The organism is [Borrelia] finlandensis (genome assembly GCF_030438365.2).
GTDB lineage: Bacteria > Spirochaetota > Spirochaetia > Borreliales > Borreliaceae > Borreliella > Borreliella finlandensis.
In genome coordinates, this window is sequence record NZ_CP124070.1 from 446,878 (window position 1) to 464,245 (window position 17,368).

Annotated in this window: 16 protein-coding genes, 4 tRNA genes and 1 other RNA gene; 9 read left to right on the plus strand and 12 right to left on the minus strand. The window is 27.3% G+C overall.

Annotation, left to right across the window (positions count from 1 at the left end; all coding sequences use genetic code 11):
- Nucleotides 1-70: 70 nt before the first annotated feature.
- The 5 genes from efbC to QIA19_RS02700 all read right to left on the minus strand — a co-directional run bounded on the left by efbC (nucleotide 71) and on the right by QIA19_RS02700 (nucleotide 2,525).
- Nucleotides 71-370, minus strand: a complete 300-nt coding sequence (efbC, locus tag QIA19_RS02680; protein ID WP_301365633.1) for a nucleoid-associated protein EbfC — start codon at nucleotides 368-370, stop codon at nucleotides 71-73.
- A gap of 4 nt (nucleotides 371-374) precedes the next feature.
- Complete coding sequence (gene dnaX, locus QIA19_RS02685; RefSeq protein ID WP_301365635.1) at nucleotides 375-2,057, minus strand: DNA polymerase III subunit gamma/tau; 1,683 nt, start codon at nucleotides 2,055-2,057, stop codon at nucleotides 375-377.
- 191 nt (nucleotides 2,058-2,248) lie between these two features.
- An RNA gene (gene ffs / locus QIA19_RS02690) (signal recognition particle sRNA small type) lies at nucleotides 2,249-2,345 on the minus strand.
- Nucleotides 2,346-2,348: 3 nt separating this feature from the next.
- Nucleotides 2,349-2,435 (minus strand) — tRNA-Ser (locus QIA19_RS02695).
- A 16-nt stretch (nucleotides 2,436-2,451) separates the two neighbouring features.
- Nucleotides 2,452-2,525: transfer RNA gene (locus QIA19_RS02700), tRNA-Arg, on the minus strand.
- 74 nt (nucleotides 2,526-2,599) lie between these two features.
- On the opposite strand from QIA19_RS02700, the gene QIA19_RS02705 reads away from it, so the two are divergent.
- Nucleotides 2,600-3,313 (plus strand): hypothetical protein, encoded by a 714-nt coding sequence (locus tag QIA19_RS02705; RefSeq protein WP_301365637.1) that lies wholly within the window; start codon nucleotides 2,600-2,602, stop codon nucleotides 3,311-3,313.
- Nucleotides 3,314-3,336: 23 nt separating this feature from the next.
- Here the strand turns inward: QIA19_RS02705 and QIA19_RS02710 are convergent.
- The 4 genes from QIA19_RS02710 to QIA19_RS02725 all read right to left on the minus strand — a co-directional run bounded on the left by QIA19_RS02710 (nucleotide 3,337) and on the right by QIA19_RS02725 (nucleotide 6,452).
- A tRNA-Ser gene (locus QIA19_RS02710) sits at nucleotides 3,337-3,423 on the minus strand.
- A 56-nt stretch (nucleotides 3,424-3,479) separates the two neighbouring features.
- Nucleotides 3,480-3,568 (minus strand) — tRNA-Ser (locus QIA19_RS02715).
- A gap of 63 nt (nucleotides 3,569-3,631) precedes the next feature.
- The gene (locus QIA19_RS02720) at nucleotides 3,632-4,942 is read right to left on the minus strand and encodes a tetratricopeptide repeat protein (RefSeq protein WP_301365639.1); all 1,311 of its coding nucleotides are present in this window, start codon (nucleotides 4,940-4,942) and stop codon (nucleotides 3,632-3,634) included.
- Nucleotides 4,935-6,452, minus strand: a complete 1,518-nt coding sequence (locus QIA19_RS02725) for a fibronectin type III domain-containing protein (RefSeq protein ID WP_301365641.1) — start codon at nucleotides 6,450-6,452, stop codon at nucleotides 4,935-4,937. Before QIA19_RS02725 ends, QIA19_RS02720 begins: the two co-directional genes overlap by 8 nt.
- A gap of 121 nt (nucleotides 6,453-6,573) precedes the next feature.
- Here QIA19_RS02725 and uvrC point away from each other — a divergent pair, with 121 nt between their 5' ends.
- The gene (uvrC, locus tag QIA19_RS02730; protein WP_301365643.1) at nucleotides 6,574-8,385 is read left to right on the plus strand and encodes an excinuclease ABC subunit UvrC; all 1,812 of its coding nucleotides are present in this window, start codon (nucleotides 6,574-6,576) and stop codon (nucleotides 8,383-8,385) included.
- A 51-nt stretch (nucleotides 8,386-8,436) separates the two neighbouring features.
- On the opposite strand, the gene QIA19_RS02735 is transcribed toward uvrC, so the two are convergent.
- Together QIA19_RS02735 and holA are read right to left on the minus strand one after the other, a co-directional pair.
- Nucleotides 8,437-9,042 (minus strand): hypothetical protein, encoded by a 606-nt coding sequence (locus QIA19_RS02735; protein ID WP_008882500.1) that lies wholly within the window; start codon nucleotides 9,040-9,042, stop codon nucleotides 8,437-8,439.
- Nucleotides 9,043-9,045: 3 nt separating this feature from the next.
- Entirely contained in the window at nucleotides 9,046-10,035 is a 990-nt protein-coding gene (holA, locus tag QIA19_RS02740) for a DNA polymerase III subunit delta (protein WP_301365645.1), read from the minus strand.
- A 56-nt stretch (nucleotides 10,036-10,091) separates the two neighbouring features.
- Here holA and QIA19_RS02745 point away from each other — a divergent pair, with 56 nt between their 5' ends.
- The gene (locus QIA19_RS02745) at nucleotides 10,092-11,243 is read left to right on the plus strand and encodes a lipid galactosyltransferase (protein WP_301365647.1); all 1,152 of its coding nucleotides are present in this window, start codon (nucleotides 10,092-10,094) and stop codon (nucleotides 11,241-11,243) included.
- Here QIA19_RS02745 and QIA19_RS02750 read toward each other — a convergent pair.
- A complete protein-coding gene (locus tag QIA19_RS02750; RefSeq protein WP_301365649.1) occupies nucleotides 11,240-12,082 on the minus strand; it encodes a mechanosensitive ion channel family protein in 843 nt (280 codons plus the stop codon). The genes QIA19_RS02745 and QIA19_RS02750 overlap by 4 nt on opposite strands.
- 207 nt (nucleotides 12,083-12,289) lie before the next feature.
- On the opposite strand from QIA19_RS02750, the gene QIA19_RS02755 reads away from it, so the two are divergent.
- The 6 genes from QIA19_RS02755 to QIA19_RS02780 are packed head-to-tail and all read left to right on the plus strand — an operon-like array spanning nucleotide 12,290 to nucleotide 17,366.
- Nucleotides 12,290-12,877: a chromate transporter gene (locus tag QIA19_RS02755; protein WP_301365650.1), complete on the plus strand. Its 588-nt coding sequence runs from the start codon at nucleotides 12,290-12,292 to the stop codon at nucleotides 12,875-12,877.
- 14 nt (nucleotides 12,878-12,891) lie between these two features.
- On the plus strand, nucleotides 12,892-13,425 hold the full coding sequence (locus tag QIA19_RS02760; protein WP_002557043.1) for a chromate transporter: 534 nt from the start codon (nucleotides 12,892-12,894) through the stop codon (nucleotides 13,423-13,425).
- 2 nt (nucleotides 13,426-13,427) lie between these two features.
- Nucleotides 13,428-14,687: an RNA polymerase factor sigma-54 gene (gene rpoN, locus QIA19_RS02765; protein ID WP_301365652.1), complete on the plus strand. Its 1,260-nt coding sequence runs from the start codon at nucleotides 13,428-13,430 to the stop codon at nucleotides 14,685-14,687.
- The gene (locus tag QIA19_RS02770; protein WP_008882744.1) at nucleotides 14,677-14,970 is read left to right on the plus strand and encodes an HPF/RaiA family ribosome-associated protein; all 294 of its coding nucleotides are present in this window, start codon (nucleotides 14,677-14,679) and stop codon (nucleotides 14,968-14,970) included. Before rpoN ends, QIA19_RS02770 begins: the two co-directional genes overlap by 11 nt.
- A gap of 12 nt (nucleotides 14,971-14,982) precedes the next feature.
- Nucleotides 14,983-15,258: an HPr family phosphocarrier protein gene (locus QIA19_RS02775; RefSeq protein ID WP_301365655.1), complete on the plus strand. Its 276-nt coding sequence runs from the start codon at nucleotides 14,983-14,985 to the stop codon at nucleotides 15,256-15,258.
- Between the two features lie 2 nt (nucleotides 15,259-15,260).
- Nucleotides 15,261-17,366 (plus strand): cation:proton antiporter domain-containing protein, encoded by a 2,106-nt coding sequence (locus QIA19_RS02780; protein ID WP_301365657.1) that lies wholly within the window; start codon nucleotides 15,261-15,263, stop codon nucleotides 17,364-17,366.
- The last annotated feature ends 2 nt before the right edge of the window (nucleotides 17,367-17,368 follow it).

Here is a 17,368-nt window from a genome sequence, read left to right on the forward strand (position 1 = left end):
AATAATACAAATTATAAAGCACTTAACATTGTATTGAAAAATTCAAGTATAACTTTTGCAAAATCAAAAACTACATTCCAAAAGGAAGAACTCCAATAGTTTTTAATTTTATCTCTTCTTTAACCTTAGAGACAGCATCATTTAAAGCAGATTTAACCATTTGTTCAAAAGCATCATTGTCTAAATCATCAAAAAATTCCTTATTGATTGAAACTTTTTTAACATTAAATTCGCCATCCATCTCAATAGTAACAATATTGCTACCTGCTTTACCACAAACCGTAATTTTAGAAATTTCCTTTTTAATATTGTCAATATTATCCTTAACACTAGACATATTTTTCAAAAAATCTAACGGATTTACTGCCATATTTTTATCCCTCCAGAACTTCACTTGCTCCAAAAATATTTTTTACAGTTTCTATTTTTTCAAAATCCTTTTCAAGGTTTTTAAAATTTTTCTGAAACACAATGCTTAAATTGGGGAATTCTTTATAAAATTCAGATCTTATCTCACCTTTATAATTTTGAAGCTCATTATATTCAAACTCACTAAAAACCTTATAATAAAGAACATTGTCGTCAATAACAACTTCTCCCGAATGAACTAAAGTTTGAACATATCTTGAAACAATATAAATAAACTTATCTCTTATATCAATAAAATCATTTGAATTACTCGAATTATCATCTTCAATAAAAATCTCATCAATCTCGTCAATACTATTGGTCTCTAAAATATTTTTATCAATTTTTGTTGACAAATTTTCATCACGATCAGCTTCCTCTTTTTCTAAAGATTTGATTTCGGGAAATTCACATTTTAAGTTAGATTTTGATGGAATAAAAGCCAAATCATCTTCGCTCTTATTATTTGATAAAACATCAAAATTGTTTGAATCTGCAACAATATTTTCTAACAAATTGTCTTCAAGATTTTGAATTTGCTTTATTAAAACATGATTTGGAACATAACTTTTAAGTCTTAAAATTTTAATAAAATTAATCTCAAGCTCATATCTTGGATTAACCGAAAATTGCAAATCCCTGTAAGTTTCAAGCAAAACAACAATAATTCTCTCAAGATAGTTCAAATCAAACTCAAGTAATTTCTTTTTCAAATCCTCAGATTTAATTCCAATAAACTCAAAATTTTTAATACCTATCTTTAAAAATAATGCCTCTCTAAAAAATTCGATTGAATCTAAAAGAAATTGCTCATAAGACACTCCAGATGAAAAAATAGAATCAAGAACACAAATTAACTCTTTCACATCTTCACCAAGAATGCTAACTGACAACTTTTCCAAAAATTCATCGTTGGTTAAGCCCATCTTAGATCTTATTTGATCTAATTTAATGTTAGAATCAGTAAAAGAAACTATCTGATCAAAAAGAGTATAAGCATCTCTTACGCTACCACTACTTTTATACGCAATCCATTTTAAAGCTTCATCTTCATATTTAATATCATCCTCTAAACAAACTTTCTTAAGCATATTATAAATCTTTTCTAAAGATAAAAGTTTAAAACTAAAATGTTGACATCTGCTTTTTATTGTCTCTGGAAGCTTGTGTGACTCTGTAGTGGCAAAAATAAAAACAATATAATTTGGAGGCTCTTCAATTGTCTTTAAAAGAGCATTAAAAGCAGAATTGGAAAGCATATGAACTTCATCAATAATATATATTCTATATTTAGAAATTGCAGGAGGAAACATTATCTCTTCTTTAATTTGTCTAATATCTTGAACCGAGGTGTTTGAAGCACCATCAATTTCAACAACATCAAGGCTGCTGTCATTCTCAATAGATTTACAATTGCTGCAATCCCCACATGGCATAACTGTTGGACCATTCCTGCAATTTAAACATCTGGCAAAAGCTCTGGCTGATGAAGTTTTGCCAACACCTCTTGGCCCTGAAAAGATATAAGCATTGGCTATTTTATTTTTCTCTATAGAATGCTTTAGAGTTTCAACAACAAAGTCTTGCCCTTCAAGAGAGTTGAAATCTCTAGGGCGTTTCTTAAGAGCAGTGCCTCTTGAAGACGCCATTAACTTTTTACCTCCCTATGCTTTAATAAGTAAAATATTAGTAAATATATACTATACAACATATTTATATCTCAGAACTATTACTTTAAAAGAATTTTATGAAACATAAAAAATATAATAAAATTGAAAGTTGCAAAAAGACAAATCCATATCTTAACATAAAGCAAAACATTGCATTTGGGTTCAAAATTAAACCTAAGACTTACGTACTCATCAAAAAAATCGCTTACCGCTGCTACTTTCCAGTCCTGACGGGATTCGGCAATACTTGATAGTACGGGCCCTAGGAATCGGAGAGAATGGGATTCGAACCCATGATACATTTTACTGTATACACGCTTTCCAAGCGTGCGCCTTAAGCCACTCGGCCATCTCTCCAAACTAACAAACTTTTCGTGTCCAAGAGGACTTGAACCTCCGACCTTAAGAATCGCAATCTAACGCTCTATCCAACTGAGCTATGGACACAAATAATTAGCTTTTATTGTAATAAAAATTACTATTTATTACAATAAAAACATTCAATAGAAAATGGAGAAATTGTGAAAACTAGAATAATCATTTTTCTTTCAATATTATCTATTCTATCATGCTCTAAATCAGTCTCAAGTAAAGTTAATTCCGAATTTGAAATTAAAACTAAAAATATCAAAGAAAATGAAATACTAAAAAACAATAATATTCTCCACATAGATGCAAAAATTCCTTTTATGGAAAATGCAAACTTTGAATTTGAAAATCTTATAAAAAAATGGAAAAAAGACATCGAAAATAAAATATCAAAACCCGAAAACTCAAAAAATGAATATTTTTATTTTTCCAATTTTACAATATTTAAAAATGAAAATATTGGCATTACATCTATTTTATACAAAGAATCTTTCAGAGAAAAAGAATCAAGCACTTTCTTGAAATATTATTCTTTAAACTTAAAAGGAAACAAAAAAATAGAAATTTCAGAAATAATATCAAAAGATCAGCTAGACTCTCTAATAAACGTATTAAAAGAACAGCTAAATAGTAGAATTAAAGATTTTTATGTTAAAGGCAAACACAGTCAAAAAGAATTGGAAAAAAAATTCACAACAATCTTTCCAAGATATAAATATTATTTTAAAAATAACCAAATTATAGTTTTTTATAATCCATTCTCAAATGATTGTAATGGCTGCGATAAAATTGAGTTTCAATTCCCCATACATGAAAACACAGAAAATGAATATCAACCAAACAAAAACCTTCACCCCCAATCTTAATACTTAAAATTAAATGATAATTACGGAGAGGGTGAGATTCGAACTCACGGTAGGCTTACACCTACAACGGTTTTCAAGACCGTAGCATTAAACCACTCTGCCACCTCTCCAGAGTTAAAACAAATTTTAATAAATAAAATACACGCTGTCAATATTTAAATAATTACGGAGAGAATGGGATTCGAACCCATGGTCCCCTTTTAAAAGGACAACTTCTTAGCAGGAAGCCCCATTCGGCCACTCTGGCATCTCTCCTATAACATTAATACATATTATCTTAGAGATATCATTATTGTCAACCAAATAAATTATAAATTATTAGTAATTTATTCTAAACTCTTTATAAGCTTCTATTAAATTTTGAAAATCCCCAATAGAAATGTCAATTTCAGGCAAAATACATTCTTCATGTAAGATTTCTTGAACCATTTTTTCCTCATTGTTGCTAAACTTTAATTCAATGCACTCATCTTTAATTCTCCAAATATACGTATTTACTCTTGTATTGTGATCAAAAATAAAAATAGGATCTCTCAAATTTAAAGAATTGTCAATAAAAAATAAATACTCTAAATACCAATTTACTCTTAAAGATACTGCAAATTCTTCAAGCAGAGTTTCAATTAACATATCCTCGCTGGACTCAAGCAATTTTAAAAATTTTGAATAAGACCCTGGATTAAGCTCACAAAGTTTTTTCATATAAAAATAGGCATCCTCAAGATCACGATTTCTAAGAAAAAATAAGGTTGCATATAAATATATCAAATCTAAGTTAGAATAATCATTAACCATTCTTTCAATAGACTTTTTAGGAGAAAATTTTAAAAGCTCAACTGTTGCAATATGCATATTGTAGATCGTATAAATATTGGGAAAATTTAAAATGGCTTTAACATAAGATGTTGTGGCTTGAGTCATGTTGCCTATTTTATGGAAAATAGTTGCCCTATTGTGCCAAATATATTTAGAATAATGAGAGTCTGTTAAAAATTTCTCAGAAAGCCTAATTGCTCTGCTTATTTCCCCAATAGAATAGAAATAATACATTAAATAATTAACAACAAGAGCAAGATTGGCATCATAAAAAATTTTATCTACTTTTAAAAAGTTTGCTGCTTGAAGAGATTCACTATTTTTTAAAATCCAAATATTAAGCTTAACTAGAGAATTGTTTTGATCCAAATCTCTAGCCTCAAAAAATAATTTTAAAGCCTCGTCTTTGTTACCCAACATTTCAAATAAAACAGCACTATTGTTTAAAGCTTGTACAAAATCAGATTTTTGCTCTTTAGCTTTTAAAAAACAACTTAAAGCAAGTTCATATTCTTTTAAATTAAAATAAAAAACACCTAAATTATAATTCTCAAAAGGACCTAAATCATCTTTATTTTTTTCAATTTTGCCATAATCTATAAGTTTAACTAAAAAATTATATTCGCTCAAAACAACAGGATAAGTATTTAAAACATATAAAAGAGCCTTATAATCCTTTTTCTTGAAATAAATAAGCGCTTTAAGTGCAAGAGAATCAAAATTCTCATCAAAAACATCTAAATTATCAAGAGAGCTTTTAAAATCACCATTTTTATAAAAATTTAAAGCCTTCTCAAAACTAAAGTTATTCATATTTTTTAAAAATCTCCATAGGCCTTACAGAAATTTCCTTTGAAAAAGAAGTCTTATTAAGACTTTTATCCAAATTGTAAGCAGCAATACTAATATAGTAAAGTCTTCCATCTTCAAGTCCTGTAATCTTAAAAGAAGTTTGATTTCCAACATCAATAGGAGAAGTTAAAACACCGCCGGTTTTTCCATGATAATTACCAGAAACAACACCAATATAAATGTAATACCCCTCAACACTGCTATTAACAACAGGAATCCATTCAATAAAAACTTCCCTGGAGCCTGGAATAACTTTTGTTATCACAGGAGGAAATGGAGCTGCTTCAGGAACGTAAGTAATTGACATACTATAAAGAGAAGGACTGCTTACAGAATCCCCACTGGGATAAAATTCAACTTTTATTTGAATATATTTTGATATCTTTGAATCTGGAAAATCTTTTTTAGGATCAAAATGAATCCATGCCCCAGTTAAATTTTTTTTAATATTCCCATGACTATCTGTATCATAAAATACCTTATTATCTAATCTGTAATAATAAACAATCTCTGTATCCTTAGGAACATTGGAATCAACATCAAAGGATAATACTTGAGAATAATATTTAGAAAGCTTAATAGGCTCTGTAATAATGTATCCCATATTCTTTGAGAAAAAAGCATTACTAACCTCTTCAAAGCTTTTATGTATTTCCAAATTCTCAACCGCACCAGTAAAATAAGTTCCTAAGGTAAAATCAATAAAATTACCAATACTTAATAAATATCCTGATCCTTCCTTCTTATCATCTGTTATATATTCTATTGCCTGAGGTTTAGAATCTATCAAATATTCAAGTATGCCGTCCTTTTGCCTATATCTTAAAGTATGCAAATGCCATTCCTTTGGAATAAAATCATCATTGCTTTTCATTCTAATTTTGATAGGATTTTTATTGTCTTTTAAAAATACATTGTTTAAAACCCAAACAAAATTTCCCTCATCGCTTTCCAATCTAATAGACTGATCTACCCACGAATTATTAATCTTTTTATAACCATCCCAACTAAAAATAATTTCTCCTGTAACAGACGTTGTTCGATATACCCAAAACTTAATAGTAAAATCAGAAACAGTATTGCCTGAAAAAAAGAACGCCTTCTTTGTAAGTGGCTTAAACTTAACAGGATTTTGATTTGAATAAAAAATTAAAGAGCCATTAGAAACATTACGAAATTCATTTGAAACTCTCAAACTTTTTGCACTAACTAAATAATTTGAAGATGTGTCTTTTAATTTATTATCCCTTCCTATTTCTAAGCGCAAATCAATATTATTTAAATCTAAAACAGCTTTATATCTATCCAAATAAATACCAAGCAAACCCCTCATATCCCTTTCAAAAGTAACATTGCTAGAATCTTGAATAAATTTAAAATTTTTTTTCGAATCAAGTATCAACTTCAATTCTTGAGATAACAGAGTAGAAAAGCACAAAAAAGATAGCAAGAGTATTAAAATTAATCTCATTTTTGACCTTTTATTTGTTATTACCCATATTTTTAAATACCCCAAAACATAAAACAAACTGCCTTATGATACAATATTATATCATAAGATGATTTTTAAAATCTAAAAACTGCCTGACATTATGAAAGAGAGCCTAACAAATTTATTCGAAAAAGTAATAAAATTACCAACCACAAGCGGTTGCTATAAGATGCTAAATGAAAATAAAAAAATACTCTATATTGGAAAAGCAAAAAATCTAAGATCAAGAGTAAAAAGTTATTTTTTAGAAAAAAATAGCCTCAAAATCAAAATATTAATGAAAAATGTAAAATCAATAGAAGTCATTACAACAAACAGCGAATACGAAGCATTGCTTCTAGAGTGCAATCTAATTAAAACCCACAAACCTGATTACAATGTAAAATTAAAAGATGGAAAAGGTTATCCCATGGTAAGGATAACCCATGAAAAATATCCAAGAATTTTCAAAACTAGAAAAATAATTAATGACAAAAGCGAATATTTTGGACCATTTACCAATGTAAAAAAATTAGACCAAGTACTAGATTTTATTAACAAAACATTTAAGATTAGAAAGTGTAAAAAAAAATCCAATGCTCCTTGCCTATATTACCATATGGGGCAATGCCTTGGAGTATGCCACAAAGAAAACCTTGAAAAAGAATATCAAAAAGAACTAGATAAGGCAAAATCCATACTAAATGGAAATATATCCGAAATATTAAGTCAAATTGATATCAAATTAAAACTTGCCATACAAAAAGAAGATTTTGAAACCGCTATCAAATTAAAAGAAATTAAAAATTCTTTAATAGAAATCAATCAAATCCAAATCGTTACAAAAACCAACAATTTAAACATAGACTATGTACATGTTCATCCAGGAGAAAATGTAAATACAATAATAGTATTAAAATATAGAAATGGAAAATTAGTTGAAAGAGATGTAAACTTTGATGAGAGTATATGCAAAGAAAATGAGCTGATTTTACAATTTTTGACTCAATATTACACATCTATTAATATGATAGTACCAGACAAAATTCATATTTTTCTCAAAGATATTGACACCAAAAATGTTGAAAAACTAATAAATGAAATTAAAAATACAAAAACAGAAATTATTTACAAAGAAACAGAAGAAATTTTAAAAATAATGGAAATGGCCATATCTAATGCTGAATTATCTTTAAGAGAATATGAAAACAAAAGCAACAAAGCGCTTGAGAGTCTAAAAATTTTGCTAGAAATGGACAAACTTCCCAAAATAATCGAAGGATTTGATATTGCTCATCTTAAAGGTCAAGAAACAGTAGCTTCTATGGTTACTTTTAAAATGGGAATACCTTTTAAAAAAAACTACAGGCTTTACAAACTAAATTCGCTATTAAAAGGAGAAATTGACGACTTTAAGGCAATAAAAGAAGTAATCTCAAGAAGATATTCGGAAATAATTAATAACAATTTAGAACTGCCAAATTTAATTTTAATTGACGGGGGCAAAGGGCAATTAAATGCTGCTATTTCTATCTTAAAGGGCTTAAAAATAGAAAACAAAGTTAAAGTCTGCTCGTTGGCAAAAAAACAAGAAACAATATTCTTAACAACCAACAAAAAGGGAATAAATCTACCCCACGGACATCCTGCCCTTAGGATACTGCAAAATGTAAGAGACGAAGCACACAGAAAGGCCAACGGATTTAACAAAAAAAGAAGAGAAAAAATAACCCTATTGTATACAAAAATACACGGAATTGGAGAAAAAACAGCCCAAAAAATATTAAAATCAATTGGAACCTATAAGGATATATTTCCTTTAAGTGAAAACGAAATTTCAGAAAAAATAAAAGTAAACGTGCAACTTGCAAAAAGAATAAAAGAATTTGCAATAAAAGAAAACTCAATAAAAAATAATAATCAAGATAAATAAATTTTAAACTAGATTATTATTTATTAACATTTTTTAAAATAAAACAATATTTTAAATTCCAGGCGATAAAACCAAAAAAAGATCATTAATAAGCTTATTTCTAGACTGTATATTTAAAACATCTCCCAAAAGCTCTATTTTATAATTTTCAGAAGAACTCTTAACTACTCTAAAAAAATGAACAATCTCGGTGTAATCAAAATCATTCAACTCTCCAATAACTTCATTTATTAAATTGTCAAATATTTTTTTACGCTCTTTTTTTTCTAAATTTTTAATATTTAAAGATCTCCCTTCAATTTTATTTAATTTAACCAAAAATTTTTCTATACCGCTTTGAAAGTTAATATTTTTAATAATAACTTCAAATTCAAAGCCCTTAGAAATATTTTTTCTGCCTATTATCTCATATCTTAGATTGTTAAAAAACAAAGGATAAAAAATGAAATCGTCCTTTGCCTGAGATTTTAAGCCACGAATTTTTGCCTTCAGGTCATCATCACTTGGAATATTTAAATAATTAAAAAACATTTCAGGATTGCTTTGAAAATTTTTAATAGAATCAAAAAACCCTATTAAAACATTTTCAGCCAATCTAGATTCAAATCTACAAGACAAAAAACAAAATAATAAAATCCAACTTAATTTTTGCTTCATACATTAAAAATTAAACTTTGATTCTGTAGAATAATGCATTAAAAAATTATTATTAAGCTTTAAAATTGAGAATATTAAAAAATATGACAAATTTTGATGAATATTTTTAGAATAAATTCTCAAATATAAATCAAATTTATATAAAATTTTCAAAACAATTTTAATTTCTGGAATTGAATAATTTTTAATTCCTGCTCTATAAATTTTATTTAATGAAAAAAAGATTTTATTTTTATTCAATGCACTCTGTAAGCTCCCACATGCATTATAATCTATTTGCACCTTTAATAATCTTTTAAATTGCCAAATAAGACTCATTAAAATATTAAGCAAATCTTCTCCCTGGTCCAAAATAGACTTAATCTTGATCAAAGACTGAGTCATATCTTTTCTCAAAATTGAATTAAATAAGGAAAAGGTGTTTTCAAAGCGAATAAAACTAATCCAAGAAGTTATATCTTCCTCATCAATGGTATTATTCTTCGCAAAAAGCGCAAAAGAATCTATATAAAATTTCAAAATTTTAGTATCTGAATTTAACATTAAAAGCATTAAATTTATTGCAGAATCTGTAATTTTAATATTAAGATTAAAAAAATTTCTTTTTACAAATGTAAATTTATCATCATCAGGAATCTCATAAAAAACTTTTTTTATAAACTTAAGCTTATTCTTAAAATCAATGTTACATGTATTGCTATTAGAAACAAAAATAACAGTTTTATTGTTAGACTTCAAAATTGCATTACACACCAGCTCTAAATCTTTTTCTGCTTTTAAAAGTTCAGACTCATAAACAATAAAAATTTCTTTTTTTGAAAAAAAAGAATTGGAAAATAATTTCTCAGCAAATCCTACAGCTGAGAGTTCTGACAAAAAAATTTTAGTAACTGAAACTTCGGATTTAAAAGCATCCATTTTGATTAAAAGCTCTTTTAAATAAGCTTCTTTTAAACCTTGCTCATCCCCCAACAATAAATAAACCGCTTGCATTAAAGTAAATTATAATCCAAGTAGCAAATATATTATACTTAAGCTAGGAGGAGAATATGAAAGTCGCAATATTTACAGATACGTATATCCCAGAAAAAAATGGAGTAGCAACATCAATAAAACAAATTAAAGAGGGATTTGAAAAAAATGGCTATGAGGTTTACATATTTTGCCCAAAATCCAAAAAATCTTTAAACGAAAAAAACGTTTACAGATGCTCATCTATTCAAATAAATAAAAAACTTGACGCTGTAATAGCTTTTCCCAACAAAAGAAAAATATCCAAAATAATACAAAGCTATAAACCAGACATCATTCATACTCACTCCGAATTTTCTATGGGAAAAATTGGAAAACAAATTGCATTAAAACACAACATACCAATAGTTCATACAAGCCATACAATGTGGGATTATTATTTGCATTACTTAGGAATTTTTAAATATTTTATCAAACCCGACAAAATGATGCGAAAACATTATAATAAAATAAAACATTTTATTTACCCATCAAGTAAAGCAAAAGAGAGGTATTTCCAACTTTCAAATAATTCTTCTAACTATAAAATAATCCCAAATGGAGTTGATAGAAAGCTTTTTATAAAAACTCTAAGCAAAGAAAAAAAAGATGAAATTTTGAAAAAGCACAATATAAAGCAAACAGACAAAATAATAATATTTGTTGGAAGAATAAATAAAGAAAAAAACATAAATTTATTAGTAAAACACTTAAAAGATCTTTTAATACAAAACAATAATTATAAACTTATACTTATTGGTAAAGGAAGTGAAGAAAAGGAAATAAAAAATTTTAGCATCAAACATGGGCTTGAAAAACAAATATTGTTAATAGGAACAATTCCATGGGAAGAAATATACTATTACTACAAAATTTCTGATATCTTTGCTAGCCTATCAAAAAGTGAAGTATATCCAATGACAGTAATAGAAGCATTAACCGCTGGAATACCTGCTATTTTAATAAATGATTATATATATAAAGACGTAATAAAAGAGGGGGTAAACGGATTCTTAATAAAAAAATATGAAAACTTATCTCGGTACATAGACAAAGTAATAAAAGATGATGAAATACTAAAAAAATTTAAAGAAAATGCAAAAAAACACTCCACTAAATTTTCAAGCTATTTTTTCACAAAAAAAATTGAAAACTATTACTCAGAAATTATTGCAAAAAAAAATCATTAATACAGCTTATCAAAAGGCACAAAACAAATTGGAACCTTAATTTTCATATCCAATAAAACATTTTGAATAGACTCCCCAACAAAATATTGAAAATCCCAAAAAACCTCTGTATTAACAAAAAATCGAACTTGCAAAACTATATAATAAGGAGTGTATTTTTTAACAATAAGAGTAGGAGCGCAAAGCTCAACATTAAATTTCTTATTATTAAAAATCATTAAATCCTCTATTTTATCCTTTAATAAACCAATATTCGTATCATAGGGAACTTGAAAAGAAAACACAACTCTTCTTCTAGGGCATGACGAAAAATTAACAACAAAATTGGATGTAAGCTTACTGTTTGGAATTTTAATAATTTCTTTGTTAAATGTTTCAAGTGTAGTAAAAAAAATCTGGACATCCGCAACCAAACCTTCAACATCTCCGCATTGAATATGATCTCCACACTTAAAAAACTTAGAATTCAAAACAATAAATCCACTAACAAAATTAGATAAAATATTCTGAGCAGCAAGCCCAACGGCAAGCCCTAATGATCCAAATACAGCAAGAATAGATGTTGTGGGCACCCCAAGATATGGCAATATTATTAAAACAATAACAAAGTCTGTTAATATTTTAAAAAAAGATTTTAAAAAGTTAAAAACTGTAACTTCTAACTTTTCCTCTAATCTGGACTTTTCTAAAGTTTTAAATAAAATTTTTCCCATTTTATTAACTATTAACTTTAAAAAATACCATAGCACTATAGCAATCGAAACTTTTAGACCATAACCTACCACGCCCTCAATAATATAATTAAAATAATCTTGAAATATAAAAAACTCCTTAAACAAATTAAACTTTCTTTCCAGGCTTCACATAAATTAATTGAATTATAGCACAAAAAACAAACAAGCCTTCCAATAAAAACCCCAATTAAAACAATGGCTCAGTGCTTTAAAGCCACAATAAAGCATGTTTTCATTACTGACACTCAACAACAAAATGAACATTACAACAATATTTGTGATAAAATTAGTATCCAAAGGTTTTTACTAAATTTGACAAAACAAATGTATAAAAAGAAACAAAAAAAAATATGTGAAATTCTGGACTTGTTTTTACTTGTCTTTGAAACAACAACACTTACAATTGGCGGAGGATTAATAATTATATCTGAGCTTAAAAAAATATTTGTAAAAAAAAGAAAAATAATATCTGAGGACGATTTTAACAAAATACTAGCAACATCAAATGTTATTCCTGGAGTTACAGCGATTAATTTTGTGTTCCTAGTAGGAAGAAAATTTGGAGGTTTCCCATGCGCACTTTTGCTCGTTGTTGCAGGAATTTTACCCTCCATTATTGCAATAATAATGGTTTTCCTTTACCTAAAATTAGTACCAGATAGCATACATGTTAAAAAATTTCTCGAAGGTGCAAAAATATCTTCAATTATCATAATGATAACCGTTGTTTTAAAATTTTCCAAAAAAATGTTAAATGATTCTATAATAAAATGGACAATATGTTTTTTTGTAATTTTTGCAATTTTTAAATTAAAAATAAAAATATCATACATATTGTTAATTTTCTTTTTAGTATACACATTTAAATATATAACAATAAAAAAAATATTAACTAAATAGAAAAAGGGTATCGGTTGATTTTAATAAATTTATTCATTACATTCTTAAAAATCGGATTATTAAATTTCGGAGGCGGTAATGGAATTGCAGCAATAATAAACAACGAAATAATTAATAATAAACATTGGATAACAAAAGAAGAATTTGTCAATATGATTACAATATCAAGAATAACCCCTGGGCCTATTGCAACAAACATAGCAACATACGTTGGAATGAAAACTGCAGGAATTGCAGGAGCAATAATTGCTACAGTAGCATTAATAACAGCCCCAATAATAATAATGATTATAATCCTCCTAATACTACATAAAATCGGCTTTTTAAATTATTGCCTAGAAAATCTAAAACCTATTATTGTTGCGCTGTGGATAATTACAATAATCATTCTACTTGAAAATACATATTTAAAAATAGAAAACAACAAAACAGAACTTTTGAGAACTCTGGCTATTGTAGGAATTAATTTTTTTATTTTATTTTTTTATAATAAAATAAGTCCAGCATTAGTAATTATACTTAGTGGATTTTTTTATACATTAATATAAATATGATTAAACAAAAATTAAAAATATCTCAAAATTTAAACTCAATTCAAATACAAACAATAAAAATATTAGGCCTTAATCAAAAAGAATTAACAAAGCTTATACTAGAAGAAATCGAAAATAATGAATGCCTAAAAATAGACTCAAATAAAATATTTTTTGAAACATTGAAAACATATAGGTTTAAAAAAGTTTTTTATAAAGAAGATGATATGATAAAAAATCAACACGACATAGCTCTTGAAAAAACACAAACAAATATTTCTTTAAAAGAACACCTTTTACTGCAACTAAGAATTCAAAGAATAAATGAAGATGAAATTAAAATAGGCGAAATACTAATAAACAATCTAAACAGCAAAGGTTTTCATATAATAAACCCTTACGATCTTTTTAAAAAGGAAGAAAAAGAAAAAGTAAAAAAAATAATTGAACTTATTCAAAAATTTGATCCAATTGGAATTTGTGTCCCCAACATAATAGAATCGTTAATTTTGCAAGCAAAGCATCATAAATTAGAAACTAATATTATTAAAATTCTTGAAAAAGCAGAGCTTCTTGAAAAAACTCAAGAAAAGTTAAAAGAAGAGCTTAAAATAAGAAGCAAAGAATTTAACAAAGCTTTAGAAATTATCAGACAAAAACTTAACCCCAACCCAACACTTGAATTTAAAGACCCAGACGACACTAATTTTTATGTTGATCCAGATATATTAATAATAAATCACAATAATAAATTTAAAATTAAAATCAAAGAAGTTAATATCTTTAAAAAAGAACTTAAAAGGACAAGTGAAAATCCCCAAAAACAAAAAAAAGCAAAGTGGTTAATCGAATCCCTACGATACAGAGACGAAATACTTGCAAAAATAGGGATAGCTATATATACATTGCAAAAAGAATTTCTAAGAAGAGGATTTAAAAGCTTAAGGCCAATGAACTTGAGCATTTTATCAGAAAAAATTAGTGTATCAAAATCAACAATATCAAGAGCAATAAAAAATAAATACTTAAAATGCAAATGGGGTACAATATTAATCAAAGAGCTTTTTAGCTCTGTTGGTGGAGCAAAAACAAATGAATTTTCAAAATTAAGCATCAAAATAACAGTAAAAAAGTTGTTAGAAGCAAATAAAAAGATGTCAGACAAAGCGATTTCTGTTATACTGAAATCCAAAGGAATCTCTATTTCTAGAAGAACAGTAAACAAGTACAGAAATGAATTGAAATCTGAAAAAGGGAGAACATATTATGGAACCTAAAATTCAAACGGTTAATTACAGCTTAAATGAGAATGAAAAAAATTTTATTCTCAAAAAGCTAGAAAAATTTGATACTCATATCAAAAAACATATTGATAATTTAAAAATTACAATTAAAAAAGAACATGAGCTTTTTGAATTAGACGCACATATTCACTTTAATTGGGGGAAAATAATACATATAAGAGAAGATGGGAAAATACTTCTTAATCTTATTGATAGCGCAATAGCAAGACTTTACAAAACAGCAACCAAAGAGAAAGAGAAAAAAAACAACAAATAAGATAAGCAAAAAATGCAAGAAGTAGAAATTGAGATAATAAATAAAGATGGAATACATTCAAGGTCGGCAAACATCATTGCTGAATTCGCAAATAAACATTCTTCCTGCAACATAAAAATAACAACAAAAGATGGTAGAAAAGCTGACGCAAAGTCCATAATAGAAATTATCATATTGGGAATAATATACAAAGAAAAAATAAAAATAACAGTCGTAGGAAAAAAAGAAAAACTAGCAATTAAAAATTTATTAAACTTGCTAAAATATAATTTTTCAAAAGAGCTTTAAAAATGAACAAAAAAATTTTTTACACAACAATACTGCTGCACTTACCTAATCTTCTATTTTCATACTCAACAAGATACGACATTGAGGTAAAAATGTCTGCTTTTGTCATGAGTCTGGCAATCATTGTAATCTCATCTATTTCAATAGGAAATCTAGTAGCTAAAATAGGAATTCCAAAAGTAATAGGGCAAATAACAGCAGGAATAATTCTAAGTCCAAATGCCTTTGGGAAAATTAAAATACCTTTATTATTCCCATTGGGAATAACTCAAATTGGAGAAAATTATTTAATAAATGAAAAAATATTTGCAATCTCTACCATAGCTTCAATAATATTGCTTTTCACAGCAGGACTTGAAACTGACCTAAAATTGTTTATCAAATTTTTGCCACGCGGAGGAATTATTGGAATAACAGAGGTTGTTGGAACCTTCACAAGTTTTGTACTAATGGCAAGCATAATTTTTAACGTTCCCCTAATAAGCCCAACCTCACTTTTTATTGGAATAATTGGAACCCCAACATCAGCGGGAATAGCAGCAAGCATACTCTCGGCAAAGAAAAAAATGAGCACCTCAGAAGGAGTGACAATAATCTCAACTTCAATTATTGATGATGTGCTTTCAATGCTTATGCTTACAAGTGTAATAACTATATCAAGATCTATATCAGATCTTGATATAGCAAGCTCAATAAAAGCCATAGTTCAAAACATAGTAATTTGGCTATGCTTAACTTTCTCTTTAATATATATATCAGAAACACTCTCAAGACTGTTAAAAAAATTAAACAGTGTCACCTTAGCAACCGTAATAACGCTCTCTCTAGCCCTTACTATTGCAAGCATTTTCCAAAATTTAGGAATGTCTTTTGTTGTTGGGGCTTATGTATTTGGACTTGCCATGTCAAAAACAGACATTGTATACGTAATTCAAGACAAACTAACAATCTTTGAAAGATTTTTTATCCCGATCTTTTTTACATCAATCGGACTTATGTCAGATATTAATGAAATACTCTCAAAGGAAGTTCTTATTTTAGGATTAGCAATTAGCGCAATGGCAATAATTACTAAAAGTATATTTTGCTTTATCCCAGCACTCTTTTTAGGATTTAATAAACTTGGAGCCTTAAAAATTGCAACCGGAATGGTTCCAAGAGGAGAAGTTTCACTTATTATGGCAAATGTAGCATTATCTTCAGGATTTATTAGCCAAAAAATATTTGGAATCATAATAATAATGGTGTTTTTGCCAACAATCATTGCAACACCCATAATAAACTTTTTATTTAAAATAAATAAAAGCGGACTTAAAAAAGAACTCCCAATAGAACAAAATACACACATATGCGTATCATTTGAATATGATAATTTAGCCAAAATTCTTATATGGGACTTTAAAAATGAGTTAAGAAAAGAAGGATTTTTTACACAACAAATTAAAAATGATTCTTCACAATATATTAATGCAAGAAAAAACAATATATCCTTCTCAATAAAACGAGAAGGTAGCAAAATCACATTTGAATGCCCAAATAATCATTTAATTATAATACAAGATCTTTTTAGAGAAACAATCTTAAACCTAGAAAAAATAACCAAAGAAGTTGAAACAGTTTCTTTAAGAGCAAAAAAACTAGATTACTCAATAAATTACGATAAAATCCTTAGTAATATCAACCTAAATAAAAGAATAAAAAAGGAAAACATTATTCTAGAATTAAAATCAAGCAATAAGGCTGATGTAATAAGAGAGCTTCTAAGCGTAATAAACATTGAAATTGATAAAGAAAGAATATTCCAAGATTTAATGGAAAGAGAAAAGTTGATTACTACTGCACTAAAAGAAGGCTTTGCCATTCCCCATTTAAAAACAAATTTAATATCAAAAATACATATTGCAATAGGAATAAGCCATGAGGGAATTGACTTTAATGCTCTTGACAAGAACTTAAGTCATGTTTTTATATTAATACTGTGCCCAGCAAAAGATTACGTTAGCTATCCTAGAATTTTAGCATCTGTTGTGGGCAAAGTTGATCTGTACAAAAAAGAAATTTTAAATGCAAAAACAGATAAAGAAATTTATAATATAATAGTGAGCTGAAT